Raw genomic sequence first — 24,754 nt, 5'->3', positions numbered from 1 at the left:
TGTCCTTCGCGCAAGAGCGGACGTTATGCTAATCAATGATGGGGCGGTCAGGCTGGAGAGTACGTTTAGCCAGTTTCTTTTGAAGTATTATGACCATTACGGGAAATCCAGATGCGGCTAATGCACTTACAACCAACAGTCTGTTTAGATTTTGCGTTGTTATTCCCTGATCAGGTAGTAATAAGGAAGACAAAAAGAATGCGAGAGTTGTTATCAGGAACATCATTGCTGTCTGTAGTGAAGAAAAACTGGCTCGTTGTTCATTCTCAGGATACTGGACAGCAACCGACGAAGCGGAAACCAGTCGGCTATATGAGGCTCCAAGAAATAAGGTTATAAATAGAACGGCATTATGATAGCCCATTGCAGGAATCAGCAAACTTGCTACAAAGAATAGCGTTGAAATTGTTGCCAACATCAGAGCAGATAAATGCGATGTCAGAACACCTGTTATTTTTGTAGACAGATAACCTGCAATCCCCCCACTTAAGAACAATAAGGGTAATAGGGTTTGTTGTGCTCCCATATACTGCAACATTAATGGAGTCAAAATGGGAATAATGAGCATTGGACTAAATTGTACCAGTGCAGAACAAGAGGCGAAAAGTAAGGTTTGAGCATCAATAGATAGTTTGGCTTTCACGCCTGATTGAACCGTATCCTTGGGAATAATAAATACTATCAACGGTAAAGACAGCAGGCAAAGTGAACTGATTAACCACAACGCAGTATGCCAACCATAGTGTGTGCACAAAAATAATATAGCTGGCATTCCGACGATACTTACCATCGAAAATGATGTAATCACCGTTGCCAGTATTTTTCCTCGCAAGTTTGCTGGGGCACAATTTATCAAAATACTCGTACCCACACCCATTGTCGTACCACCAACCAACCCTGCGCAAAATCGTAGTACCAGAAGCGTGCCAAAATGAGTAGTGAGTGTGGACAAAAATGTTAGTGCTCCCAGGAGCACCATATTCTTGATCAAGAATTGTTTTTTATTAAACAGGTCGATCCAATAAAAAGCAATAATTCCAGAAAGGACGGCACCCAGTGTGTACATACCAGAGACATAACCAGAAAATGATACAGGAACCGAAAACTCGTCTGCCATAAAAGTAAAAACAGGCGTTAACGCCATATACTCCAGCGCATTAGTGAACTGGATAAAAGCCATTACAATAGCTATCCGCATGAGGGCTTTATGATTAAACGTTTGTGTGACCAGTGGCATAGCAAGCAACCTGTGGATGAAAGATATCTGAGTTTAATCGATATCAATGGCGTGCATTACATGGTAAAAATGGTGCTCATTATTATCATATATGGGATAATTGATGCGTCCGGCTCTTGATTTTAATACCCTGAAAGTGTTCACTGCTGTGGTTGAAAGAGAAAGTTTTGTTGGGGCATCGAAAGTCCTTGAAATGCCGACATCAAATGTTAGTCGTTGTATTTCTCAGTTAGAAGAAAAACTGAATCTTCAGCTTATTGAGCGCAGCACTCGACATATGAAACTCACCCAAGCGGGGCACTTACTCTATACCCGAGCGAAGCCATTACTGGAGGCGCTTGAGCAAACTGAGACAGAATTAACGTTGCGGCAAATGCAACTCAAGGGCCCATTACGTATCTGTATTCCCAATGAAATAGGTCCTGCATTGCTGGGTTCTGTCGTTGCCGATTTTGCCTGTCAGTACCCGGATCTAGAGATTAGCTGTGTCACAAATTTGTCTGGTTTCGAATCCCTGCGGGATGATCTGGATTTAGCTATCATTATTACCCGCGGTCAGATGGATGACAGTGACTACATAGCTCGTCATCTGGTGACTATTCCTTGCACCATTGTTGCAGCCCCCTCCGTTATTCAGCGTTATGGCACCCCTTCTCATATCCAGCAATTTGAAGAATTACCCTGTATTACAACGGTAAGTGCGCTGAAAGGCGCTCCCTGGCAGTTTGTCAATACAAAGGGGGGATTCGAGACAATTAAGGTTAAAGGGCATTATCGGGTAAATAGCGGAGAGATGGCTGGACGGGCTGCGGTATCAGGTGTCGGTTTTGCAATTCTATCGAAACAAGCCTGCCAACCCTACATTGACGATGGACGGTTAATCGAGGTTGAGTTTGAACAATCGGTAGCCCCATTACAATTGTTCGCAATTTATTCAGATCGGCGTTACTTGCCCGCCAAAACAAGATCGCTCATTGATTTCATACATCAGAAATTGAGCAATATATCCTTAGCAACATAAGGCAGCATTGAATCGCCACAGAGAGTACAGTTGTCACAATGAATCCCTACTTAACACGGAACGCCCGCTGTTCGCTCATTACGGCCTGCCAAATTTGATTGTATTCTGTCCGCGAAAATTGTTGTGCCTGATAGCGATAAATGCGTGTTCGATGGTTTCCAGATAGGCTTCAGCCCTTTCTTCATTAAAATGCCGCAGGCCATAAAGATAAATGGCTTCCAGATCGCGCTGTGCTTGCGGTGTTAGCTTGATTTTATCGGGTGGCCGTTCGCGTCTTGTTTCTGATTTTTTGCAAGAATTCATCTTTATTCCACTCCTGTGGCTCTCCGCTGCTTATCCCTTCAGCGATTAAATGACGCAATGTTTGCAGATCTGACTCCGCCTGTTTTTCCCGTAGCATTCTCAGCGCTTCCCGAATGACTTCACTTTGCGTACGGTAATCGCCTGATTCAACCAGCGATTCCACGTAATGGCGAAGTTCATCTCCAAGGTCAATTGTCATGGTTCTGGCCATTATGCCTCCGATTCTCAGATGTAAGATTTATTCTTATCATAAACGAGTAGCGTACTTAAAGATGAAATCGTCGTCTAGTACAAGGAAAAAGGATTTCCGCACCGCGTACAAGCAGCGCTTGATAGGAAAGGGAGGCGGTTCGCAATAAGCGTTGTAAACGTTGCAAAAAGAGAAACAGAAGGGAAAGCGGTGGGCAGATTTACCAAAGGAAACCTGCCCACTTAATTATTATTACTCTTCCGCCAGAAATAGCTCCAGCAGGGAGTTCAGAAACAGTTTGCCGTGCTCGGTGATTTGCCAGTGGGTGGCGGTTTCCGTGAGGTAGCCTTGTGCCAGAGCCTGATCCAATTGCGGACGGATGCTGTGCTCTTCCAGACCGGTATAAGCCGTGAAATCCACTCGCGGGGCGGTTTCCAACAGGCGAAAGCGGTTCATGAAAAACTCAAAAGGTCGATCGTCGTTGGCAACATCGTGTTGCTTATCCATGTACGTGCCCTGCATATAGCCACGCGGATGACGGACTTTTACCGTGCGCAGAATGCGGCCGTCGCTGAAGGTCAGCTTGCCGTGCGCCCCACAGCCAATCCCCAGATAGTCACCGAAGCGCCAGTAGTTCAGGTTGTGCTGGCACTGGTAGCCCGGTTTGGCATAGGCGGAGGTTTCATACTGCTGGTAACCCGCTGCGCTCAGTAGCGCGTGACCCTGCTCGTAGATGTCCCACAGTGCGTCATCGTCCGGCAATGTAGGCGGGCGTGAGCTAAACAGCGTGTTGGGCTCGATGGTTAACTGATACCACGATAAATGCGGCGGATTGAGTGCAATAGCCTGACGTAGATCGTCCAGCGCTTCGTCCAGCGATTGATCCGGCAGGCCGTGCATCAGATCCAGATTAAAGCTGCGTAATTTCAGACCGGTCGCTAGCTGTGCCGCACGTTTGGCCTCTTCTGGGCCGTGAATACGCCCAAGACGCGTCAGCTTTTGCGGATCGAAACTCTGCACGCCGATGGAGATACGGTTAATCCCTGCGCGCTGATAACCGCTAAAACGGTCGGCTTCGACCGTACCGGGATTGGCTTCCATCGTAATTTCGGCATCCGGCGTTAACGGGATTCGCGCCCGAACGCCGTCCAGCAGCGCCTGCATCGCTTCCGCGCTTAGCAGGCTAGGCGTGCCACCGCCGATAAAAATCGAGTGCAGTGCGCGGCCACCCGCCAACGGCAAATCGGCATCCAGATCCGCCAGCAGATGATCGACATATTCCTGATGCGGCACATCGCCTTTCAGCGCATGCGAGTTGAAGTCGCAATACGGGCATTTCTGTACGCACCACGGAATATGAATGTACAGGCTGAGCGGGGGGAGCTTAAGCATTGCGTAGCGCATCCAACAGCAGGCGTAGCGCCTGACCACGATGGGACTGTGCGTTCTTTTCTTCACGCGTTAATTCTGCTGCCGTTTTACCCAGCTCAGGTACGAAGAAGATGGGATCGTAGCCAAAGCCACCGCAGCCAGAGGCGTGGTGTGTCAGCACACCCTGCCAACTTCCGTGGCAGACAATCGGTGTCGGGTCTTCAGCGTGGCGCAGATACACCAGCACGCAGTGGAAACTGGCGCGGCGTTGTTCATCCGGTACGTCTTTTACTGTCAGCAGCAGCTTATCCAGATTTTGCTGGTCGCTGGCCTCTGCGCCCGCGTAGCGTGCTGAGTAAATGCCCGGCGCGCCGCCCAGTGCATCGACAGCCAGACCGGAATCATCGGCAATGGCCGGTAACCCGGTGATTTGCGCCGCATGACGTGCTTTCAGAATGGCATTTTCGATGAAGGTCAGGCCGGTTTCTTCGGCGGAATCCACGCCCAGCTCGGTTTGAGCCACAATATCCAGACCGAAATCGGCCAGCAAGCTGGCGAGCTCGCGCACTTTACCGGGGTTTCCGGTAGCCAAAACCACTTTTTGCATCGTCTTGTCCTGCGTGTTTATTCAATGAATTCCGCGACGTCAGCCGGGATGTGCTGCGGATGGGTAATTCTAATCTGTTTATGCCGCCCGAGTTCGCCTTTTTCAATCACGACCAGACTCTTGGCGACCCGAAACTGTTTGGCGAGGAATTTGGTTAGATGGGCATTAGCCTGCCCATCAACCGGTGGAGCGGTGATGGCGACTTTCAGTTCGTCTCCATGCAAACCCACGATCTGATCGCGGCTGGCTTTCGGCTGAATATACAGCCGAATCACCAGCGCATCGCCGTGGCGGGTAATCGCACTCACAGCAGGAACCACAGCCCCGGAAACAGGTCCATGCCCAGATAGTTGAGCATATACAGAATCAGAATCACGGCCATGGCAGAGAAATCAATGCCGCCCATCACAGGAATAATGCGGCGGAGCGGTGCCATTAGCGGTTCGGTCAACTGATGCAGCAGATATTCAATCGGGCTACGACCCTGGCTGACCCAGCTCATGATGGAGCGGATAATGATGACCCAGAAGACCAGATAGCCCGCGGATTTGATCAGCGAAATGAGTCCGACCAGCAGGTTCATTGGGCTAAGGGAAATTGCGCCAACCTGAATCAACAACAGTAACGGGTATTTGATCGTCGTAAGGACAAACGCCAGCAGCAGTGAGGCGCTGTCAATCGGCCCCAGCGACGGCAGAATCCGGCGCAATGGCCCGACAATCGGCTGAGTGATTTTGACGACAAACTGCGATAGTGGGTTATAGAAATCACTGCGTGACCACTGCATCCAGATGCGCAGCAGCAGGACCATTACATAGAGGTCGACCAGTGTTTTGACCAGAAAAGTCAGGGTGAGCATAAGTACGTCTTTTCCTTAATAAGATAAAGAATCGGGGATGCCGCTTTTGATTAAAAAAGCGTTTCCATTTCCTGTGCGCGAGCAATTGCCGCCTGCATGGCCTCGGCCACGGTTTGCGTCAACTGCTGTTCGTTAAACACCCGTAGGGCTTCTGCCGTGGTGCCGCCCTTGGAGGTGACATTTTCCCGCAAGGTCGACAGCGGCGTATCGGGATTGGCCTCAACCAGCGCAGCAGCGCCCGAGGCAGCCTGTTGCACCAGCAGGCGAGCGGTTTCCTGATCGAACCCTTGGCGAATGGCTTCTTGCTGCATCGCTTCCATAAACAGGAAGAAATAGGCCGGTGCGCTGCCCGCTGCGGCGATCACGCTGTTAATGCCTTGTTCACTATCCACCCAGCAAATTTTACCGACGCTTTGCATCAGCTGTGCGGTGAAGTCTTTATCGGCCTGACTGACGGACGCGGGGGCGTACATCCCGCTCATCCCTTTTCCGACCAGAGACGGCGTATTGGGCATAATGCGCACGATATTCAGCGGCTCACCCAGCAGCGCCTGAAAACGGGCGATGTTGATTCCCGCTGCAATCGAGAGCACCAGCTTGCCCGCGAAGTTGACCTGTTCATTTAACGGTTCGCAAACCGTCGCCATCATTTGCGGTTTGACGGCCAAAACAATGACGTCCGCTTCCTGAGCGCAGCGTACATTATCCGCGCTGCTGATGACGCCATATTGTGCAGCCAGCGCATCACGGTTTTTACCCGAAGGTGCGCAGACGCTGATGTGTTGAGCGGGATAACCGCCGTTGACCAACCCGGCGATAATGGCCTGCGCCATATTTCCGGCACCAATAAACGCTATTTTACGTTGCTGCATCTGCATTATCGCTGATCACCTGTTCCGTTTGTATTCTGTCTAAAGATGACGTGCTGTTCAGGGTGTGCCTGCTGTTTCTGCGCTCTTGACTGCTCATGCTTTTAGGGATGAATAGTCGCGCGCGCCAAAGACTGCCGTACCGATGCGCACCAACGTGCTGCCTGCGGTAATCGCTGCACGCATGTCGTCCGTCATCCCCATAGAGAGTGTATCAATATGCGGATAATTTACTGACAATGTTTGAAACAGCGCTGTCATTTGTTTAAAAACAGCAAGCTGCCGTTCGTGATCGGTTTCCGGTGCCGGAATGGCCATTAACCCGCGCAGGCGCAGGTTAGGCAAGGCGGCGACGCTGGCGGCGAGTTCCGTAAGTTCATCCACCATAATGCCGGACTTGCTTGGCTCATTGCTGATATTAATCTGCAACAGAACATTTAACGGCGGCAACGTGGTTGGACGTTGTTCACTCAGACGCTGTGCGATACGCAGGCGATCCACGGTGTGAAACCAGTCAAAGTTCTCCGCTACCAGCCGACTTTTATTTGACTGTAACGGGCCGATAAAGTGCCATTCCAACGGTGTGTTCGGCTGGTTTTCCTGGAAATAATGAATCTTCTCCACGCCTTCCTGGACATAATTTTCGCCGAACGCACGCTGACCTGCCGCAATGGCTTCTTCGATCGCGCTCACAGGTTTGGTTTTACTGACTGCAAGTAGCGTAATTTCTTCTGGCGCTCGTGCGCAATGCGTCGCGGCGGCTGTGATTTGCTGCTGGATGTCCTGTAGATTCTGCTGGATTGTCGTCATGGTTATTCAGGAGGTTAATCTATGGAGTTGGATGAGTGGATGGCGCGTAGTGTAAAACATAATGCCTCGGATCTGCACCTTTGTAGCGGGCATCCTCCGGTGTTGCGTGTGGATGGGCGGCTACAGCCTGAAAATACCTTACCATGTTTAACGCCGGAGCAGGTGGCACAATGGTGCGATGTCTGGCTAGAACCGACTCAGCAAGAGCAACTGCGGCAGGCAGGGCAGGTGGACGGCGCCTTAATGTTGCCTGACGGACAGCGCCTGCGGGTAAATGTGTTTCGTCAGCGGGAAGGACTGTCTGCGGCGCTACGCATTATCCCATCTGTTCAACCTTCATTGGATGCGCTACATGCGCCACCCGTGCTCTCGACGCTGCTGGAGAAACCAAACGGACTGATCCTGATTACCGGCGCGACGGGCAGCGGTAAATCCACGACGCTAGCGGCGATGGTCGGGGCGTTAAACGACAGCAGCGATCGCCATGTGATTACGCTGGAGGATCCGATCGAGTTTATTCATGTCAGCCGACGTTGCCTGATTCAACAGCGAGAAATCGGTGCGCACAGCGCTTCTTTTGCGCAGGCGCTACGGGCGGCATTGAGGGAAGATCCTGATGTCATTCTGCTGGGAGAACTGCGCGATACGGAGACGATTCGGCTGGCGCTGACAGCAGCGGAAACTGGCCACTTGGTGTTATCAACGCTACATACGCGCAGTGCATCACAGGCAGTCGACCGTTTGATTGATGTTTTTCCCGGTGAAGAGAAAGCCTATGTTCGTAGCCAGTTATCGACCTGTTTGCAGGCGGTAGTGACGCAAAAGCTATTGCCCGCAGCGCAAGGCGGTCGAATTGCACTTTATGAAGTGCTGACTGCTACAGCGGCAGTCAGCAACCTGATTCGTGAGGGAAAAACGCACCAGCTTCCTGGCCTGATTCAAACCGGAGCCGCTGCGGGAATGCAAACGTTCGAGCAAAGCTACCAGCAGCGCTGCCGGGATGGGCTTATTTCACACAGTTGCGTCCTTGCCGTTTAGCTGCGTAGAGATTTTCATCGGCTAACTGAATCCAGTCTTCAACGGAAGCGAGATCGGAACGGTAAGCTGCGATCCCTGCACTGATCGTGAAATTCAGATTCTGGCGATCGTATTCCAGCGTATGTTGCTCAATCGCTTTGCGAATACGCTCGATAGCCATGACGGCGGTTTGATAAGGGACATCTTTTAGCAGGATGATGAATTCTTCTCCCCCAATACGGGCGACCAGATCTTCCTGACGTAATGACATACGCATCAGCATCGCCAGTTCTTTGAGGACGGCATCGCCAGCCAGATGGCCGAATTGGTCATTAATGTTTTTGAATAAATCGATATCAATAATCGCCAGGCAGCTTTTATCTGCGTGCTGGTTTTGCTGTCTGAGCAGGAAAAATGCGCTGGCTTGCTCGAAGAAGCTGCTGCGATTTGGCAGGCCAGTCAGAAAGTCATGTCCTGCGTTAAAGCGGAGAGACGCTTCTATCTGTGTGCGTTCATCCTCAAGCAAACGCGCGTGAATGATGATACCGAGCGTTTTTACCAGCGGAGCCAGTAACTCGATCATCGTTTGATCGTAACCTTCCCGGCGGTTGGCCAGTGCGATCATCCCGACCGTTTTGCCGTTGTGGGTGATAGGAATACCGAGCAGGGAATGTAGTGCAGGATGTATGGGGGGAAGGTCCCGACCGGCCTTTTGCCTCAGTAGGCTATTGGTGCACACCACCGTGTTGTGAGTCACAACATGGCCAAACAGGTTATCAAGTTTACGCAGCCTCAGGCCGCCGTGGGTTCTGCGCTGGTGTCTGTACCATGTCAGGGTTTCTTCATCCCAGGCAAGGTTGGAAATCGCAGGAAGGTATAGTGATTGGCCGTCTTCATCTTCCTGCAACGTGGCGATAAAACCGAAGCTGCTGTTGGTCACGTCAAGCAACCGCTCGAAGACTTTATCGCAGGCTGAAGGCAGATTATGGTCGAGCAGAAAGCTGTCATGAACTGACAGCAGGATATCGAGAATGATACCTTGCTGATGGGCTTTCTTTTCGGTTTCGACGTTTTGCGTGATGTTGTGAGCATATTTAATGATTTTTCTCACATTACCATCACTATCCATGACCGGACTATAAGTTGCCTGTATCCAGAATGAATGGTTGCCTTTGCCCAGTCGGTGGAAGCGCCCGCTGATAGGGTGGCCGCGATGCAAGGTTTCCCAAAATGTTTGATAGTCGGCCTGTTCGGTATAAATGGGATCGCAGAGTGATTTGTGATGTAGACCGAGAATTTCCTTTGCTTCATAGCCTGTCAGTATCAGGTAGTGTTTATTGACGTGAGTGATATAGCCGTCTTTATCAAATTCGATCACGCCCTGTGCATTTTCAATCGCATCTAGCTGTGCTCGATGTTCCGACATCAGACGTTTTTCCTGAGTAATATCAAGCGCCAGTTTTATTACACCAATCCGACGACCTGAATGATCAATAATTGGCGTATATGCGGCGTGGAGCCAAATAATGTCCCCTTTTTGGGTTTTTCGTTGAAATTCCCCCGCATTGATATTCCCTTTGATGACATCGTGCCAGAAATGGTCGTGTTTTTGACGTTGTGCTTCTGGCAGGAAAAGCGTGTGGCTTTTCTGAATAATGTCTTCTTTTTTATAGCCCAGCATTTTGCAAAAAAGAGGATTGGCTTCAATCAGTTTCCCTGTCAGATCGAATTCGGCGATAGCATAGACGGAATCGAGCGCGTGCAGTTTGGCTTCATTGTCAAACCTGGTAATCAAATCAACATCGACTGACTGATTATTCATGTTTATCTCTGCCTATATTCTTTCTGTCTTTACCCTTGATTCGCTGTTGTCAGAGGCATTTGTTTTACCATGATGCCGTCTGCGGTGTTATCGGGTGATTGGCGGTCCCCCTTTTTCTTTGCGCTGAAATCAATGGGCAGAATTAATAAAATAGCGTGCTATTAATTAATATAATAAATATATTATTAATAAGTAATTAATGATCTGAAACGCATGACTACTGTTATCAATAAGAAATTTATCTTATTGTCTTTTTATTCAATGCATTGACGCGATTATTTTGATCGCTTTTATGCCGAAACCCTATTTATACGCTTATATGTAAAAACAGAGAATAGCGGTAAAAAAATAATACTCAAATTATCTGAAAGTATAACGTGTGAAATGTGTTTTTTTTAAAGTGTCTTTCTGCCTGTTCTCATTATTTATTCGGTTTTTTAGGCGATGTACGGAGGGAATAAAAGGGGAACGGAGGCTATTCTGCGTCATGCTGGTGGTCAGCATGGGAGTTGACCACCAGCGGTGCAAAATTAGGAAAGGCGAGGTTCTACCTGAAACAGCGCCATGGACCGCATTAGCTGTTGAGACTGCTGCTCCAACGACTGCGTAGTCGCGGATGAGGCTTTGACGAGTTGCGCATTGTGCTGAGCGACCTTGTCAATCTGCGTGAAGGCGACATTCACCAACTCGATACCGCGATGCTGTTCTTGCGTAGCGGTAGAAATGTCTCGCATCAGTTGCGTAATACGGATGATTTCATCGGTCACGTCGTCCATGGTTTCACCCGCTTTGGAAGCCAGCTCAAGTCCTTCAGATACGCGCGTCTGGGAATCCAAAATCAGCGAACGGATCTCTTTCGCCGCCTTCGCGCTGTGCTGCGCCAAATTACGCACTTCTCCGGCGACGACGGCAAAGCCTCTGCCTTGTTCTCCTGCGCGGGCAGATTCGACAGAAGCGTTCAGCGCCAGAATGTTGGTCTGAAACGCGATGCCGTCAATTACGCTGAGGATGTCATTGATGCGTTTGGCGCTGGTAGCGATCTCCTGCATTTTTTCAATAACATAACCGACAGATTCGTTGCTGCGGCTGCTGGTGTTCGAGACGTTATTGGCGAGTTGATGGGCCAGTTCGGCGTGATCGGCATTGAGTTTCACGGTCGCGCTCAATTGCTCCATGCTGGCCGCGGTTTGTTCCAGTGCTGCAACGGATTCTTCAGTACGTTGGGAGAGCTGGACGTTTTCTTCAAACAGTTCTCGGCTACCGAGATCGATTTGCGTGCTGGCATCGCGCACTTGGCTAACCGACTCCAGCAGCGCACCCTGCATGCGGCCTATGGCATCGTTGAGTCGGCCCAGTTCGTTGTCTCCGCCTTGAATCAGACGGCGCGTCAGATTCCCAGCGGCGACCTGCTCCAACTGCTCAATGGCATAATCCAGCGGTTTGAGCAGCATGTGCCGCAGTGCGACCCAGGCTAATGCGACCAGTGTGATAGATAACAGGCTGGCAATCGCAATCAGTAACAGCATAATGCGTTCATTACGTTCGGACTGTGCCAGACCCTGTTCGGAAAGCTGCTGGGCATACTGACGGAAATTTTGGATCGATAAATCAAAGGCTTCACTCAGCGTGCCGAGCTGTTTTTCCAGGACTTCATAATATTCGTCGGTATACTGTTTTTGCAGCGCGTTCAGCATCGGGGTCATGCCCTGCTGAAAATAGGCCTGATAGGTTTTCAGCACTTCCTGCGCCAGCGCTTGCTGCTTCGGATCGGCCTTGGCCGATTTGATCACGCGTTGAATGTCTTCCTGTGACTGGCGGAGATGTTTTTCTACGAGCCCAGTTTCCTTAACGCCGTCGTCCAGCAGGCCGATTTCGATTTTCCTGACGGCGAGCGTTGCAGAGGCGCGCGCGCTGAGCGTTTGGTTATAGCCACTCATCAGATTGCCCAGCTCAATGCCTTGAATCTGGTTTTGTGCTGTCAGCGTTTCCCTGTCTTTCTTAATGGCAACCACGCCCATGCCGCTGACGATAAGCAGCAACAGGGTGGTTAGCAGCAACAACGTTAATAAGCCGGTACGAATAGAAATATTTTTCAACCCCATGGTGTCCTTTTCCTTACGCCGCCTTCGTGGGTGATAGCATATCGATCGTTAGATTTGGTGAGTGCAACTAAAGAGAATACGTTATCTGTGTTGCGGTGAGATAAAATTAAAAAGATATGGCAGATGTAAAAAGGGTTGAGTGAGTAGGGTACAACTAGACAATCCCTCGTAACGCAAAGGGTATAAATAATTAGCCGTAGTGTTTGTGCCTGGTTTATTATCTGTCAATAGCGTTGGTTTTTCAGTGGCGTACTCAATACGCCTGTCAATGATACCCAGAGGTATCCGAGGTTTATGTGCAGTTAACAAGTTTCACGGATTATGGCTTGCGGGCGCTGATTTACATGGCGTCACTGCCGAGCGGGAAAATGACCAGCATTTCGGAGGTAACGGAAGTGTATGGCGTGTCTCGTAATCATATGGTCAAAATTATCAATCAACTTAGTCGTGCTGGGTTGGTGATGGCCGTGCGCGGTAAGAATGGCGGCATCCGCCTTGGAAAACCGGCAGAAACAATCCGAATTGGCGATGTCGTGCGCGAGTTGGAGCCGCTCACGTTGGTCAACTGTAGCCATGAGTTTTGCCACATTACTGCAGCCTGTCGCTTGAAACAGGTGCTCCAACAGGCGGTACAAAATTTCCTGCATGAGCTGGATCAATACACGTTGGCTGATATGGTCAAAGAAAACCCGCCGCTTTATAAATTATTGTTGGTTGAATGAGTTTTGTTCAGCCTCCTGCTGATGACAACGGAGGAACCGCAATGTCACAAGATCCATTCCTGGAACGAGAAGCAGAAAAATACGAATCTCCTATCCCCAGTCGTGAATATATCTTGGCGCACATCGCCAAGCGCGATACCCCGATCAGCCGAGAAGAATTGGCCACCGATCTGCAATTAACTGGAGAAGAAGCCCTCGAAGCGCTGCGCCGCCGTCTGCGTGCAATGGAGCGTGACGGTCAGCTTATTTTTACTCGCCGCCAATGCTATGCGTTGCCGGAAAAGCTCGATCTACTGCGTGGCACGGTTATCGGCCATCGCGATGGCTTCGGTTTCCTGCGTGTGGAAGGCCGCAAAGACGATCTTTATCTGTCGGCTGAAGAGATGAAACGGGCGATTCACGGCGATGTTGTGCTGGCGCAGCCGCTGGGTGAGGATCGTAAAGGTCGTCGCGAAGGACGCATTGTGCGCGTGCTGGAACCGCGTACCGGACAAATTGTCGGCCGCTATTTTGTCGATGCGGGTATCGGGTTCGTTGTACCGGATGATAGCCGCCTGAGCTTTGATATTCTGATCCCGAAAGAAGAAATTAACGGCGCTCGTATGGGTTTCGTGGTGGTGGTTGAGCTGACGCAACGCGCCACGCGCCGCACGAAAGCGGTCGGTAAGATTGTCGAGATCCTCGGTGACAACATGGGCACCGGTCTGGCAGTGGATATCGCTCTGCGTACCCACGATATTCCTCACACCTGGCCACCTAAAGTGGAAGATCAGGTGAAGGATCTTTCTGAAGAAGTACCTGAAGCCGCGAAAAAAGGCCGTGTGGATCTGCGTAAGCTGCCGCTGGTCACGATTGACGGCGAAGATGCCCGCGATTTCGATGATGCCGTGTACTGTGAGCCGAAACGCGGCGGCGGCTGGCGTTTGTGGGTTGCGATTGCTGACGTGAGTTATTACGTTCGGCCGAATACACCGCTCGACCATGAAGCACGGGCGCGTGGCACGTCGGTGTACTTCCCATCGCAGGTGGTACCGATGCTGCCGGAAGTGCTGTCGAACGGGCTCTGTTCGCTTAACCCGCAGGTCGATCGCTTGTGTATGGTCTGTGAAATGACCGTTTCGACGCAGGGTAAGCTGTCGTCTTACAAGTTTTATGAAGCGGTGATGAGTTCACACGCGCGTCTGACCTACACCAAAGTGTGGAATATTCTGCAAGGCGATGCCGAGTTGCGTGAGCACTACAAGCCATTGGTTGGCGGGCTGGAAGAGTTGCACCACATGTACAAAGCGCTGGAACATGCGCGTGAAGTACGTGGCGGCATCGCGTTTGAAACTGAAGAGGCGAAGTTTATTTTCAACGCCGAACGCCGTATCGACCGTGTGGAAGCGGTGGTGCGTAACGACGCGCACAAGCTGATCGAAGAGTGCATGATTCTGGCGAATATCTCGGCCGCGAAATTTGTGGAGAAGAACGAAGAGCCCGCATTGTTCCGCGTGCACGATCAACCGAGTGAAGACCATGTATTAGCCCTGCGCAGCGTGCTGGGCGAGCTGGGTCTGACGCTGAAAGGCGGAATGAAGCCGCAGCCGAAAGACTACGCCGAATTGATGAATGAACTGGCGGACCGTCCCGATCGGGAAATGCTGCAAACTATGCTGCTGCGTTCAATGAAACAGGCGATTTATGACCCAGAAAACCGGGGACACTTCGGGCTGGCATTGACGTCTTACGGCCACTTCACGTCGCCAATTCGTCGTTATCCTGACCTGTCGCTGCACCGCGCCATTAAGTATCTGTTAAGCGATCGTCATGAACGTTGGACGTCAACGGGCGGCTGGCATAGCGACATTAACGAGATGCTACAGCTGGGTATGCACTGTTCGATGACGGAGCGTCGTGCGGATGAAGCAACGCGTGACGTCGCGGATTGGCTGAAGTGCGACTTTATGCAGGATCACGTTGGTGAAGTCTTTACGGGGATTATTGCCAGTGTCACCGGTTTTGGCTTCTTCGTGCGCCTGAAAGATTTGTTTATCGATGGACTGGTACACGTTTCTACGCTGGATAATGATTACTACCGCTACGATAATATCGGTCAGCGACTGATCGGCGAATCGCGCGGGCAGGTTTATCGTCTGGGTGATGAAGTGGAAATCCGCGTTGAAGCCGTGCATATGGACGAGCGCAACATTGATTTCGCCTTGATTTCCAGCACGCGCAAGGTGCGTGGCGAAGGGAAAACCGCGCGTGACCGTACGAAGAAACCGGATTCGCGTGAGGCTAAGCCAAGTCGACGCCGCCGTAGCCCAAGCAAAGCGGCCGCAAATTTTGAGCCGGATGCTGCGGTCCGTAAAGAAGGCGATCGCAACGCGACGTCGGATAAGCCAAAAGCCAAACCGAAAAAGAACCGCGATAAAGCGAAAAAGAACGCGGAAAAGACGAATAAAATCGCCGCCGCGACCAAGGCTAAACGCGCGAAGAAAAAGTCTGCTGAGTAAGGTTAGTTAATCTGCTTCCTCCTCGATGAAGAGGAGGAGTAGGGTAAACCTCTATCTCTAATGAACAGGTTCTGCCTGTTATGGTTAATTTGAAGAGTATCAATGAGCGAAATTATTTACGGTATCCACGCGGTTAAGGCACTACTTGAGCGCGATCCACAGCGTTTTCTGGAAGTCTTTATTCTCAAAGGGCGCGACGATCGTCGCCTTCAGCCCGTTATTGCCGAGCTGGAAGCGCAGGGTATCGTCATTCAAGTGGCGAGTCGTCAATGGCTGGATAAGCAGGCTGAAGACGCGGTGCATCAGGGGATCGTAGCGAAGGTCAAAGAGGGGCGGAAATATCAGGAAAATGATCTGCCTGCGATGTTAGACAATCTGGAAATGCCTTTCCTGCTGATATTGGACGGCGTGACCGATCCACATAATCTGGGCGCTTGCCTGCGTAATGCGGATGGCGCTGGTGTACATGCGGTGATTGTGCCCCGCGATCGTTCTGCGCAGTTGAATGCGACGGTGAAGAAGGTGGCCTGTGGCGCGGCGGAAACCATACCGGTTATCAGCGTGACCAATCTGGCCCGTACGATGCGCCTGTTGCAAGAGCGTAATATCTGGATCGTTGGCACGGCCGGTGAAGCGGATCATACGCTGTACCAAAGTAAACTGACCGGTCCGTTGGCGCTGGTGATGGGCGCGGAAGGGGAAGGCATGCGTCGTCTGACCCGTGAGCACTGTGACGAGTTGATCAGCATCCCGATGGCAGGCAGCGTGTCTTCACTGAATGTGTCTGTTGCTACCGGTGTGTGTTTGTTTGAAGCTGTTCGCCAGCGTGGCGGATGAATTTTATTCATTAAGAGGAATTTATGCCGATACTCAATGCGTTGTTAGCGTTTGCATCCTATTTCTTTATCGGGTTTGCCATGGTGCTGGCCTTTTTATTTATCTACACTCGCGTTACGCCGCATGATGAATGGGCGTTGATTAAAGAAAACAACGGCACGGCAGCTATTGGGTTTGGTGGGGCGTTGATTGGCTATGTGATCCCGCTTTCCAGCGCGGCGATTAATTCGGTGAGTCTGGTGGATTACATTACCTGGGGCGTGGTTGCGCTGGTGGTGCAATTGCTGATTTATTTCGCGGTGCGTCTGTATATGCCGCGTCTCAGCCAGCATATCCAGAATAACGATATTGCGTCTGGCGCCTTCCTCTGTGCCGCTTCGCTTAGCGGTGGGATCCTGAATGCGGCGTGTATGTCGTATTAATCTGTCTCAGCATGATGATACCGGGAATCTTCCCGGTATTTTTTTACAGCATACCCTGCGGATTCAACGATACAGCACGGCACGTGCGGACCACAAACCGGGGAGCGTTGCAGCCTCGGATTTCAGTACAATCACATAATAGTGCGCACCAGAGGCATCGGCTTTTTGCTGAATGGCTCGCTCGGCGTCGTCTCCATTCCCGCGTACGGTAACAGAGATCGTACCCACCTTTTCTAACAGGCTGGTTTGCGCGTAACGAATTTCGAGTGCGTGCCCCGCAGGTGGAGGTGCCGCGACAGGCTTCCCTTGTATGAGCTGACAGCCAGACAGCGCCAATATTAAGGGTAAGAAAAGTATCCGTACGATGTTCATCGCTTCAGCCTGACAGGAATAGATAACGGGAGTGTAGCACCGTTACAAAATCTACGATAAAGGCTTAATTTGGGTTGACCAGATTATTATTAATTGTTTATTTTAATTTTTTCATGAGTATGAGTACGGGAATAAACGATCCGATTTTTGTAATCATTTACTTGGATGGAGTAGGGCATGGGAATTGCCACTTGTCAGATCAAGGAACTCACCTTAAGTGCTCGTTCGGTAGAAGCTATTGAACAAATCAACACACTAGTTGATAGCGCAAACCGACTAGCATTCGCTGTTTCAACAACCCCTCTTTACAGTATTTTCAGCGATCCTCGCAGTGCTAAAGACGTAACTTATAATATTAGCGATTATGATTGGGAACTTTACGGCCAAGCGATGGCGGGTATACCAAATATTCTCAGGCATAAATTGGATCAAGTTGTGGAGCCAATGGCATGGTCTTCTGTAGGAGACGAGTCCGAATTCTGGAAGTGTGTTTATGCATCGTACAATAAGTAGGTTTATCTTTTTCTTCTTCTTTATTACTGGCTATACACACGCTGTCGAATCTTCATTACACGAACTAGATTCGATTTATCAGCAGTGCCGTGAGCGAGGAAAGAAGAGTCCCGTCACGCTTCCGTCTGCAAACGATTGGTTCTGGACATTAAACAATGATGATAAAGCCACTGCTCTTATTTATTTGAATGAGAAAGCGATGAATCGCTGTACCGAAAGTGAGGTGGATAAACTGGCGATAAAAGCATTCCATTTGGCAGTGGAGGGGAAGCGGAGTTTTTTGGATACGCTAATTGCGGCGCGAACAACGACGTTGCAGCCCTTGCAGCAGCAATGGATAGAGTCGCATCGTGATGAACTTAATCGACTCGGCGAGCTGCCTGGTCTACAGGTGCCGTTCAGTTTATCCCAATACTTTAAGGTCATTTCTGAGAAAAAATAACGAGCGGGCAATGAGATGCCCACCCGTTAGTTGAGGTTAGCGCGAGGTGGCCAACGTAAAATCTTCGCCCTTGAAGACTTTTACCGGATTGCCGCGTTCTATCTGATGATGGAACAGACGCCGCTGTGCCCGTAGTTCGGCGTGCTGCTGCTGTTGTAACGCTTCCAGACGATAGGCGATGAGATAACACGCCAGACGCTTGTTAGCGTGCTGGCTGCGTTCACTCTGCACCTTCACCGTGATACCGCTAGCGACATGGGTAGCGCGGACGGCAGACTCGGTTTTATTCACATGCTGTCCGCCGGGGCCGGAGGATTTAGTGGTTTCAAAACGAATCTCGTCATCGGCAAACGCCTGTTCCTGATGAAAACGTGCGACGCCGATAAACCAGTTCTTACGTCCGCCACCTTTGCGCCAAGGGCTATTGCACGTCCACTGAAGCGTACCGCACCAGCTTGCAGCCAGCGGTTCTGCCTGCTCACCGTTTAACAGAACCAGTGCGGAACGTAATGTACCGGCACGTTTCCCTACTTCTGTTTCGATGATTTCGCACTCGATGCCTTGCCGCGCGGCATCTCGCGTCAGAGCGTGCAACGCTTTTGCCGTTGCCAGCATGCATTCGTCCGGTCCCTGCGCGGCGGAGAGTTGAAGTAATATCATTTATCTTCCCCGCGCGTTTTGTAGGTGAGCACCGGTTTCAGGCGGGCAATCAGCGTGATTAATCCCGCCTGCTGCATCGCGCCGATCACGCTGTCTATCGGTTTGTAGGCTTCCGGTGCTTCCTGAAAGATCAGCTGCCTGTCCTGACAAATCACCCGACTGCCGAAACGCGTGCGCGCCAGTTGCTGGACGCTATAACGCGAAGACAGTCGATCTTTACACTCCGTACGCATCCACTTTCTGCCCGCGCCATGTGCCAGCGAATAGAGGCTGTCTGCGTGGGGAATGGGTTGCACAATATAGCTGTAGTCGCCGCGTGAACCGGGAATGATAACTGGGCCGCAGTCGGCGGGTGTCGCGCCTTTGCGGTGCAGCCAGCCGGAAATGCTTTCAATCGTTGCCGATGTCACCAAATTATGGTTCACGTCCAGTGCAGCATCGCCCTCCGTATGCCAACGTTCCAGCATCCGCTGCGCGATCAGTCGCCGATTGTGGGTGGCAAACGTCAGCGCAAATTGATGTTGTTCCAGATAGGCCTCAGCAGCTGGCGTGTTGGCTTCAATACCCTGATGACCGAATTCCCGCACGTGGGCTTCCAGTATGGTTTGCCCTAATCCGCGTGAGCCGCTATGCACGAGCAACAGCAGCTGTTTAGGATCAATGTGCAGAGTATTCAGCGCATCTGGCTGATAGATTTCATCAAGCTGCTGTAATTCTGCAAAGTGGTTACCGCCGCCGATGGTGCCCAGCGAATAGCGGAAATCCGCCAGTGCGGGTGGAATATCGATATCGTCTTCCAGTGGCCCATCGATATTGCCAAGCCGTTTTTCCAGCTTATCCAGTGAGATTTTTTTGGCGTTCAAGCCAGTACGCCATAGCGCCATACCGCAGCCGATATCGTTTCCGACTAGCGCCGGATAGAAGCGCTGTTGTGAAAAAAAGGCGGCACCGATGGGATAACCACGGCCCGGATGCAAATCTGGCATACCGGCCACGCGTACCATATCGGGAAGTTGTGATGTAATTTGAAGCTGTTGGATTGCTTTATCTTCAATCCAGGTATTTTCCGTCGCGATCACACTGACGCGCGCCGAAATAGAGCGAATAGCATTGCCCATAGATCATCCTGCTGATCAATTTAAAAATAGGGTAAGGCAGGCTACAGCTGGGGGGATAACGCAAAGCGGAAAAGAATGCGGAATTAGTCCCGAGATGTCCTGCAAAGAATCAGAGTAATTGTTGTCATGATGTCGTCTCCTTTGTCAGTGGGGGAATAGTGGAAAATCGCGGGCATAATACTCAAGTGGTGGCCATCGTGCAATACTGGCAACACGATGACCGCTGTGTGGATGTTAAATACGGAAGACGCTGACCAGCTCGCTGAGATGGTGGCCTTTCTGACGTAGACTCTGCGCGGTATCTTCCGAATTGTTGACCAGAATGGCGTTTTCCTGCGTTGCCTGACCAATCTGTACCATCGCGATGTTTACCTGGTTGATCCCAGCGGACTGCTCGCGTGAGGCGATATCAATATCGTTCACGATGGTGCTGACCTGCAGGATGCGGTTACGTAAGTCGTCCATTACAGCCTGCGTTTTTTCTGAGAAATGATAGCCCGCTTCGATCTTTTCCAGCGATTCATCAATCAAGGTTTCGATCTCTTTCACTGCGGTAGAACTACGCTGTGCCAGTGCTCGCACTTCAGCAGCAACGACGGCGAAGCCCCTGCCGTGTTCGCCCGCACGAGCGGCTTCTACCGCAGCATTGAGCGCCAAGATATTGGTCTGGAAAGCGATAGATTCGATCACCGTCGTGATATCGGCAATCCGCTGAGATGAGTTTTTAATGTCGCTCATCGTAGAGACCGAATCGGTGACGGTCTGGCTGCCGTTTCGCGCTGCGGCTGCGCTCTGCTCCGCCAGATCTTTGGCGGCAGAGACGTTATCGGCGTTCTGCTTCACGCTGGCGGATAGCTGCTCCATGCTGGCAGATGTTTCTTCGACGCTACTGGCCTGACGGGCAATCTGCTCACTGATATTTTCGCTATCAGCAGCCAGCGCATCGGTGCTGGCACTGATTTCTTCGGAGGAGCTTCTGACCTGTGACACAATCGTTGTTAGCCCCTGTCCGATGCCGTTAATCGCATCGATCAGGCGGCCGACTTCATCGCCGCGATTGCTGGAAAGCGTGGCCGTCAGGTTACCGGCAGAAAATTGCTCCGCCACTTTGACGATTTCAACCAGCGGCTGGCTCAGCCATTTACGCGTCAGCACGACAAAGAATGCCGCGAAGAGCAGAACCAGAATAATGCCACCGCCCAAAAACAGATTGCGGGTGCGGTTAACCTCCGCCATCAGACTTTCTTTGCTGATGGTACCTGCCACAATCCAGTTCCATTGTGGAATACTGCGGTACACCATGATCCGGGTTTTTTCTTCGCCTTTCATCGTGTTGTTGTCGTATTCGATCGTACCATTACCGGTTGCCAGCACTTTCTCTAACGCACCTTCTGACCAGTCAGGGCGTTGGTTGGCATTGCTTTGGTGGTAAAGATAGTTACCTGCATCTTTTCCTTTTTTCGCGCTAAGTACAAAGAAATGGCCTGTCTCACCCATTTTCTTGTTCAGAATAGTTTGCTGCATCTCGGTAAATTGCTTCGTGATGTCGACGCCGACGAACAGAATACCGATAACCTTATTTTCACCATCGTGTATCGGTTGATACTGGGTGATGTACTGTTTGCCGAACAGTGTTGCTAACCCACTGTAGGTTTCACCTTTAATCACCAGTGCATACGCTGGGCTTTCACGATCGAGTTTGGTGCCCATCGCGCGCGATCCATCTTCTTTTTTCAGTGAAGTGGTGATACGCGTAAAATCCTCTCCATCGCGGACAAAAATCGTTGAGATCGCGTGGGTACGGCTCAGAAAGTCATCCGTCACGTCGGTGTTGAGGTTCAATACCGTATCGCCAGCCTTTAGTGTTGGGTGAGAGGTGTTGCTGAAAGGGGTGCGGTTAACGGTATCCAGTGAAAACTGTGTCGGCAGAAAGCTCGCCAGCAGCCGCGTATAGTTGCTGACCTCGGCTTGTAGGCTGGTATCGTACATGTTGATCATGTCAGTGACTCCATTCACCTGACTCTGCATGTCGTTGAGGGTCAACGCTTTCAATTGATCGCCTGCGGAGCGGGTAAGGGTGAGAGTGAAGGCAATGAACAATATCGCCACGCTCAGGGAGGCGATAATTGATAACTTGATACCCAAACCCCAGTGTTTAAAGGAAAGTCCCAACATATGTGTGTCTCTTATAATAAAAAGGTTATTTTTTAGTCTTGCTTCACATGCGTTAACGGCAGTAAATGAAAAAAAATTAATCACGGAGTGTAAACATTCATTTCTGTTATTGATCTAGATCAATGTGATTTTTTTATTTACATAAATATGCCGATTAAACCAGTAAGGAATTAATGAAAACACTGAGATAAGAGGGTGGCTGTAAGTGAATTTATCGTAAAAGGTTGTCCCCTTTTTGCTAAATACGATTTCGCTACATAAAAATAGGCTGACAGAACTGGAAACGAGGGAAATATGGTCGAAATGTCACTGGATAAACTCGGTAGCGGTATCGAAGCGATTCACGCGGCGCCTTTGGGAAGAAGGGAACAGCCTCTACCGACGATTTTTTTCTTCCATGGTTACATGTCGTCAAAGGAGGTGTACTCATATTTTGGCTACGCGCTGGCTCAGGCTGGGTTTCGGGTGATTTTGACTGATGCGGCAATGCACGGTGCCCGCTATAACGGGGATGACGCGCATCGATTGGGGCATTTCTGGGATGTTTTGCAATCGAATATTGAAGAACTTCCCGACTATGTTGCGGAATATCGGCAGCGTGGGCTGATCGACGGCGAACGTGTTGGCGTTTGCGGTGCGTCGCTTGGTGGAATGAGTGCTCTTGGGTGCATGGCTCGCTATCCTTGGATTACTGCGGTGGCTGCATTTATGGGTTCCGGCTATTTCTCCACGCTATCATCAACGTTATTTCCTCCGGTTCCGGCCGATCACGAGGAAAATCAGGCGGTGTTGCAGGCGTTAGCGACCAAACTGGCTGATTATGATGTCACTACACGTCTTGATGCGCTGTCCAATCGGCCGCTGCTTGTGTGGCATGGCGAAGCGGATGATGTCGTGCCAGCGGCAGAAAGTGCACGTCTCCATCAGGCATTACAGGCACGCGGTACACTCGCCAATCTGACGTATCTGACCGAGCCGGGTGTGGCGCATCGTATTACGCCGACGGCGTTACAGGCGGGTGCTGATTTCTTCCAGCGGACGCTGTAATCCCACGCTAATTCTGCAAATATCACAACGTAGAAAACTCCTGTGTTTCTTCCTTGTGTTCTTTAATGTCGAGCACTATACTTACGCGTCATTTTTTCAGCCGCACACATACACGTTCCTTGCCTCCACGGGCCGCGGTTGACCCAGACAGGAGGCTGAATAATCCGTAAGGAGCAATTCGATGCGTCATTACGAAATCGTATTTATGGTTCATCCTGACCAAAGCGAACAGGTTCCGGGCATGATCGAGCGCTACACTGCTACCATCACTGGTGCGCAGGGCACGATCCACCGTCTGGAAGACTGGGGCCGCCGTCAGCTGGCTTACCCGATCAACAAACTGCACAAAGCTCACTACGTTCTGCTGAACGTTGAAGCGCCGCAGGAAGCGATCGATGAGCTGGAAACAAACTTCCGCTTTAACGATGCCGTTATCCGCAGCATGGTTATGCGCGTTAAGCACGCGGTAACTGAAGCATCTCCAATGGTGAAAGCGAAAGACGAACGCCGTGAGCGTCGTGAAGATTTCGCTGAAGCTGGCGATGATGTGGAAGCAGGGGATTCTGAAGAGTAATTGTTGTGGTGACGATGAATCGTCTGGTGTTGTCCGGCACAGTGTGCAAAACGCCTATTCGTAAAGTCAGTCCGTCAGGTATTCCTCACTGTCAGTTTGTGCTTGAGCACCGCTCGACACAGGAGGAAGCCGGATTAAGTCGGCAAGCATGGTGTCGTATGCCCGTGATTGTCAGCGGACTATCGTCACAAGCAGTTACCCACAGTATAACGGTCGGCACGCAACTTACCGTGCACGGATTCATTAGCTGCCATCAAGGGCGTAATGGTCTGAGCAAGATAGTGTTACATGCCGAGCAGATTGAATTGATAGATTCTGGAGACTAGCCACATGGCACGTTATTTCCGTCGTCGCAAATTCTGCCGTTTCACCGCGGAAGGCGTTGTAGAGATTGATTATAAAGATATCGCTACGCTGAAAAACTATATCACTGAAAGCGGCAAGATTGTTCCGAGCCGTATCACCGGTACTCGTGCAAAATACCAGCGTCAGCTGGCCCGCGCTATCAAGCGTGCGCGTTACTTGTCTTTGTTGCCGTACACTGACCGTCATCAGTAATCGGCCACTGTCCATTAACGAGACTTTGAGAGGATAAAGTAATGCAAGTTATTCTGCTTGATAAAGTAGCAAACCTGGGCAGCCTGGGTGATCAGGTAAACGTTAAAGCGGGCTATGCTCGTAACTTCTTGGTTCCGCAGGGCAAAGCTGTGCCGGCAACTAAGAAAAACGTTGAGTTCTTCGAAGCACGCCGTGCTGAACTGGAAGCCAAACTGGCTGACGTTCTGACTGCTGCTGAAGCTCGCGCCACCAAGATCAAAGAACTGGGTAGCGTTACCATCGCGTCTAAAGCAGGCGACGAAGGTAAACTGTTCGGTTCCATCGGTACTCGCGATATCGCTGATGCGGTAACGGCTGCCGGTGTTGACATTGCTAAGAGCGAAGTTCGTCTGCCGAACGGCGTTCTGCGTACTACCGGTGAGCACGTAGTAAGCTTCCAGGTACATAGCGATGTATTTGCTGAACTGAATGTAGTTGTTGTTGCTGAAGCGTAATTCACGTTTATCGTTGAATTAACACTTTAGTTAGCATGTGAAACGCTGGCCTTGTGCCAGCGTTTTGCATTTTAGGGATACGGGAATGATCTATCATTACCTTATTACCTAGAA

The 24,754-nt window shown here is 50.7% G+C and carries 27 protein-coding genes and 1 pseudogene; 13 read left to right on the top strand and 15 right to left on the bottom strand.

Annotated elements, in window-relative coordinates; all coding sequences use genetic code 11:
- Nucleotides 1–28 precede the first annotated feature (28 nt).
- Nucleotides 29–1,237, bottom strand: coding sequence for an MFS transporter (locus DCX48_09130; protein ID QXE14647.1), 1,209 nt, complete (start codon nt 1,235–1,237; stop codon nt 29–31).
- A gap of 103 nt (nt 1,238–1,340) precedes the next feature.
- On the opposite strand from DCX48_09130, the gene DCX48_09125 reads away from it, so the two are divergent.
- The gene (locus tag DCX48_09125) at nt 1,341–2,258 is read left to right on the top strand and encodes a LysR family transcriptional regulator (protein ID QXE14646.1); all 918 of its coding nucleotides are present in this window, start codon (nt 1,341–1,343) and stop codon (nt 2,256–2,258) included.
- A 120-nt stretch (nt 2,259–2,378) separates the two neighbouring features.
- Here DCX48_09125 and DCX48_09120 read toward each other — a convergent pair.
- The 8 genes and pseudogenes from DCX48_09120 to DCX48_09085 form a co-directional block, all read right to left on the bottom strand.
- A pseudogene (locus tag DCX48_09120) lies at nt 2,379–2,561 on the bottom strand (type II toxin-antitoxin system RelE/ParE family toxin).
- On the bottom strand, nt 2,512–2,772 hold the full coding sequence (locus DCX48_09115) for a type II toxin-antitoxin system ParD family antitoxin (protein QXE14645.1): 261 nt from the start codon (nt 2,770–2,772) through the stop codon (nt 2,512–2,514). Before DCX48_09115 ends, DCX48_09120 begins: the two are co-directional and overlap by 50 nt.
- A 231-nt stretch (nt 2,773–3,003) precedes the next feature.
- On the bottom strand, nt 3,004–4,143 hold the full coding sequence (gene hemW, locus DCX48_09110) for a radical SAM family heme chaperone HemW (GenBank protein ID QXE14644.1): 1,140 nt from the start codon (nt 4,141–4,143) through the stop codon (nt 3,004–3,006).
- Entirely contained in the window at nt 4,136–4,729 is a 594-nt protein-coding gene (gene rdgB / locus DCX48_09105; protein ID QXE14643.1) for an RdgB/HAM1 family non-canonical purine NTP pyrophosphatase, read from the bottom strand. The genes hemW and rdgB overlap by 8 nt, the downstream gene beginning before the upstream one ends.
- 17 nt (nt 4,730–4,746) lie before the next feature.
- Nucleotides 4,747–5,037 (bottom strand): YggU family protein, encoded by a 291-nt coding sequence (locus tag DCX48_09100; protein ID QXE14642.1) that lies wholly within the window; start codon nt 5,035–5,037, stop codon nt 4,747–4,749.
- On the bottom strand, nt 5,034–5,588 hold the full coding sequence (locus DCX48_09095; protein ID QXE14641.1) for a YggT family protein: 555 nt from the start codon (nt 5,586–5,588) through the stop codon (nt 5,034–5,036). Before DCX48_09095 ends, DCX48_09100 begins: the two co-directional genes overlap by 4 nt.
- Nucleotides 5,589–5,638: 50 nt before the next feature.
- On the bottom strand, nt 5,639–6,460 hold the full coding sequence (locus DCX48_09090; GenBank protein QXE17198.1) for a pyrroline-5-carboxylate reductase: 822 nt from the start codon (nt 6,458–6,460) through the stop codon (nt 5,639–5,641).
- 93 nt (nt 6,461–6,553) lie between these two features.
- Complete coding sequence (locus DCX48_09085; GenBank protein ID QXE14640.1) at nt 6,554–7,267, bottom strand: YggS family pyridoxal phosphate-dependent enzyme; 714 nt, start codon at nt 7,265–7,267, stop codon at nt 6,554–6,556.
- Nucleotides 7,268–7,288: 21 nt separating this feature from the next.
- Here DCX48_09085 and DCX48_09080 point away from each other — a divergent pair, with 21 nt between their 5' ends.
- Nucleotides 7,289–8,305, top strand: a complete 1,017-nt coding sequence (locus DCX48_09080) for a type IV pilus twitching motility protein PilT (GenBank protein QXE14639.1) — start codon at nt 7,289–7,291, stop codon at nt 8,303–8,305.
- Here DCX48_09080 and DCX48_09075 read toward each other — a convergent pair.
- Complete coding sequence (locus DCX48_09075) at nt 8,274–10,106, bottom strand: sensor domain-containing diguanylate cyclase (protein ID QXE14638.1); 1,833 nt, start codon at nt 10,104–10,106, stop codon at nt 8,274–8,276. The two genes, DCX48_09080 and DCX48_09075, sit on opposite strands and share 32 nt — an antisense overlap.
- 530 nt (nt 10,107–10,636) lie before the next feature.
- The gene (locus DCX48_09070) at nt 10,637–12,208 is read right to left on the bottom strand and encodes a HAMP domain-containing protein (GenBank protein ID QXE14637.1); all 1,572 of its coding nucleotides are present in this window, start codon (nt 12,206–12,208) and stop codon (nt 10,637–10,639) included.
- A gap of 296 nt (nt 12,209–12,504) precedes the next feature.
- Here DCX48_09070 and nsrR point away from each other — a divergent pair, with 296 nt between their 5' ends.
- The 4 genes from nsrR (at nt 12,505) to DCX48_09050 (ending at nt 16,687) form a co-directional block, all read left to right on the top strand.
- Complete coding sequence (nsrR, locus tag DCX48_09065) at nt 12,505–12,930, top strand: HTH-type transcriptional repressor NsrR (protein QXE14636.1); 426 nt, start codon at nt 12,505–12,507, stop codon at nt 12,928–12,930.
- Nucleotides 12,931–12,971: 41 nt separating this feature from the next.
- The gene (locus DCX48_09060; protein ID QXE14635.1) at nt 12,972–15,428 is read left to right on the top strand and encodes a ribonuclease R; all 2,457 of its coding nucleotides are present in this window, start codon (nt 12,972–12,974) and stop codon (nt 15,426–15,428) included.
- Nucleotides 15,429–15,530: 102 nt separating this feature from the next.
- The gene (rlmB, locus tag DCX48_09055; GenBank protein ID QXE14634.1) at nt 15,531–16,265 is read left to right on the top strand and encodes a 23S rRNA (guanosine(2251)-2'-O)-methyltransferase RlmB; all 735 of its coding nucleotides are present in this window, start codon (nt 15,531–15,533) and stop codon (nt 16,263–16,265) included.
- A gap of 23 nt (nt 16,266–16,288) precedes the next feature.
- On the top strand, nt 16,289–16,687 hold the full coding sequence (locus DCX48_09050) for a DUF350 domain-containing protein (GenBank protein ID QXE14633.1): 399 nt from the start codon (nt 16,289–16,291) through the stop codon (nt 16,685–16,687).
- Between the two features lie 63 nt (nt 16,688–16,750).
- On the opposite strand, the gene bsmA is transcribed toward DCX48_09050, so the two are convergent.
- A complete protein-coding gene (gene bsmA / locus DCX48_09045; GenBank protein ID QXE14632.1) occupies nt 16,751–17,059 on the bottom strand; it encodes a biofilm peroxide resistance protein BsmA in 309 nt (102 codons plus the stop codon).
- Between the two features lie 177 nt (nt 17,060–17,236).
- Here bsmA and DCX48_09040 point away from each other — a divergent pair, with 177 nt between their 5' ends.
- Together DCX48_09040 and DCX48_09035 are read left to right on the top strand one after the other, a co-directional pair.
- Nucleotides 17,237–17,572 carry a hypothetical protein gene (locus tag DCX48_09040; GenBank protein QXE14631.1) on the top strand — a complete coding sequence of 112 codons (336 nt, stop codon included), beginning with the start codon at nt 17,237–17,239 and terminating at the stop codon, nt 17,570–17,572.
- Complete coding sequence (locus DCX48_09035; protein QXE14630.1) at nt 17,553–18,014, top strand: hypothetical protein; 462 nt, start codon at nt 17,553–17,555, stop codon at nt 18,012–18,014. The genes DCX48_09040 and DCX48_09035 overlap by 20 nt, the downstream gene beginning before the upstream one ends.
- 36 nt (nt 18,015–18,050) lie before the next feature.
- On the opposite strand, the gene prfH is transcribed toward DCX48_09035, so the two are convergent.
- The 3 genes from prfH to DCX48_09020 form a co-directional block, all read right to left on the bottom strand.
- The gene (prfH, locus tag DCX48_09030; protein ID QXE14629.1) at nt 18,051–18,674 is read right to left on the bottom strand and encodes a peptide chain release factor H; all 624 of its coding nucleotides are present in this window, start codon (nt 18,672–18,674) and stop codon (nt 18,051–18,053) included.
- The gene (locus DCX48_09025) at nt 18,671–19,792 is read right to left on the bottom strand and encodes an RNA ligase RtcB family protein (protein ID QXE14628.1); all 1,122 of its coding nucleotides are present in this window, start codon (nt 19,790–19,792) and stop codon (nt 18,671–18,673) included. The genes prfH and DCX48_09025 overlap by 4 nt, the downstream gene beginning before the upstream one ends.
- A gap of 234 nt (nt 19,793–20,026) precedes the next feature.
- On the bottom strand, nt 20,027–21,967 hold the full coding sequence (locus tag DCX48_09020; GenBank protein QXE14627.1) for a methyl-accepting chemotaxis protein: 1,941 nt from the start codon (nt 21,965–21,967) through the stop codon (nt 20,027–20,029).
- Nucleotides 21,968–22,261: 294 nt separating this feature from the next.
- Here DCX48_09020 and DCX48_09015 point away from each other — a divergent pair, with 294 nt between their 5' ends.
- The 5 genes from DCX48_09015 (at nt 22,262) to DCX48_08995 (ending at nt 24,640) form a co-directional block, all read left to right on the top strand.
- Nucleotides 22,262–23,014, top strand: a complete 753-nt coding sequence (locus tag DCX48_09015) for an esterase (protein ID QXE14626.1) — start codon at nt 22,262–22,264, stop codon at nt 23,012–23,014.
- 181 nt (nt 23,015–23,195) lie between these two features.
- The gene (locus DCX48_09010; protein ID QXE14625.1) at nt 23,196–23,588 is read left to right on the top strand and encodes a 30S ribosomal protein S6; all 393 of its coding nucleotides are present in this window, start codon (nt 23,196–23,198) and stop codon (nt 23,586–23,588) included.
- 5 nt (nt 23,589–23,593) lie between these two features.
- The gene (priB, locus tag DCX48_09005; GenBank protein ID QXE14624.1) at nt 23,594–23,914 is read left to right on the top strand and encodes a primosomal replication protein N; all 321 of its coding nucleotides are present in this window, start codon (nt 23,594–23,596) and stop codon (nt 23,912–23,914) included.
- Nucleotides 23,915–23,918: 4 nt separating this feature from the next.
- Complete coding sequence (gene rpsR, locus DCX48_09000; GenBank protein ID QXE14623.1) at nt 23,919–24,146, top strand: 30S ribosomal protein S18; 228 nt, start codon at nt 23,919–23,921, stop codon at nt 24,144–24,146.
- Between the two features lie 41 nt (nt 24,147–24,187).
- Complete coding sequence (locus DCX48_08995; protein ID QXE14622.1) at nt 24,188–24,640, top strand: 50S ribosomal protein L9; 453 nt, start codon at nt 24,188–24,190, stop codon at nt 24,638–24,640.
- Nucleotides 24,641–24,754 lie beyond the last annotated feature (114 nt).

This window comes from Pectobacterium atrosepticum (genome assembly GCA_019056595.1).
Lineage (GTDB): Bacteria > Pseudomonadota > Gammaproteobacteria > Enterobacterales > Enterobacteriaceae > Pectobacterium > Pectobacterium atrosepticum.
This window is presented reverse-complemented; position numbering and strand designations above follow the sequence as displayed.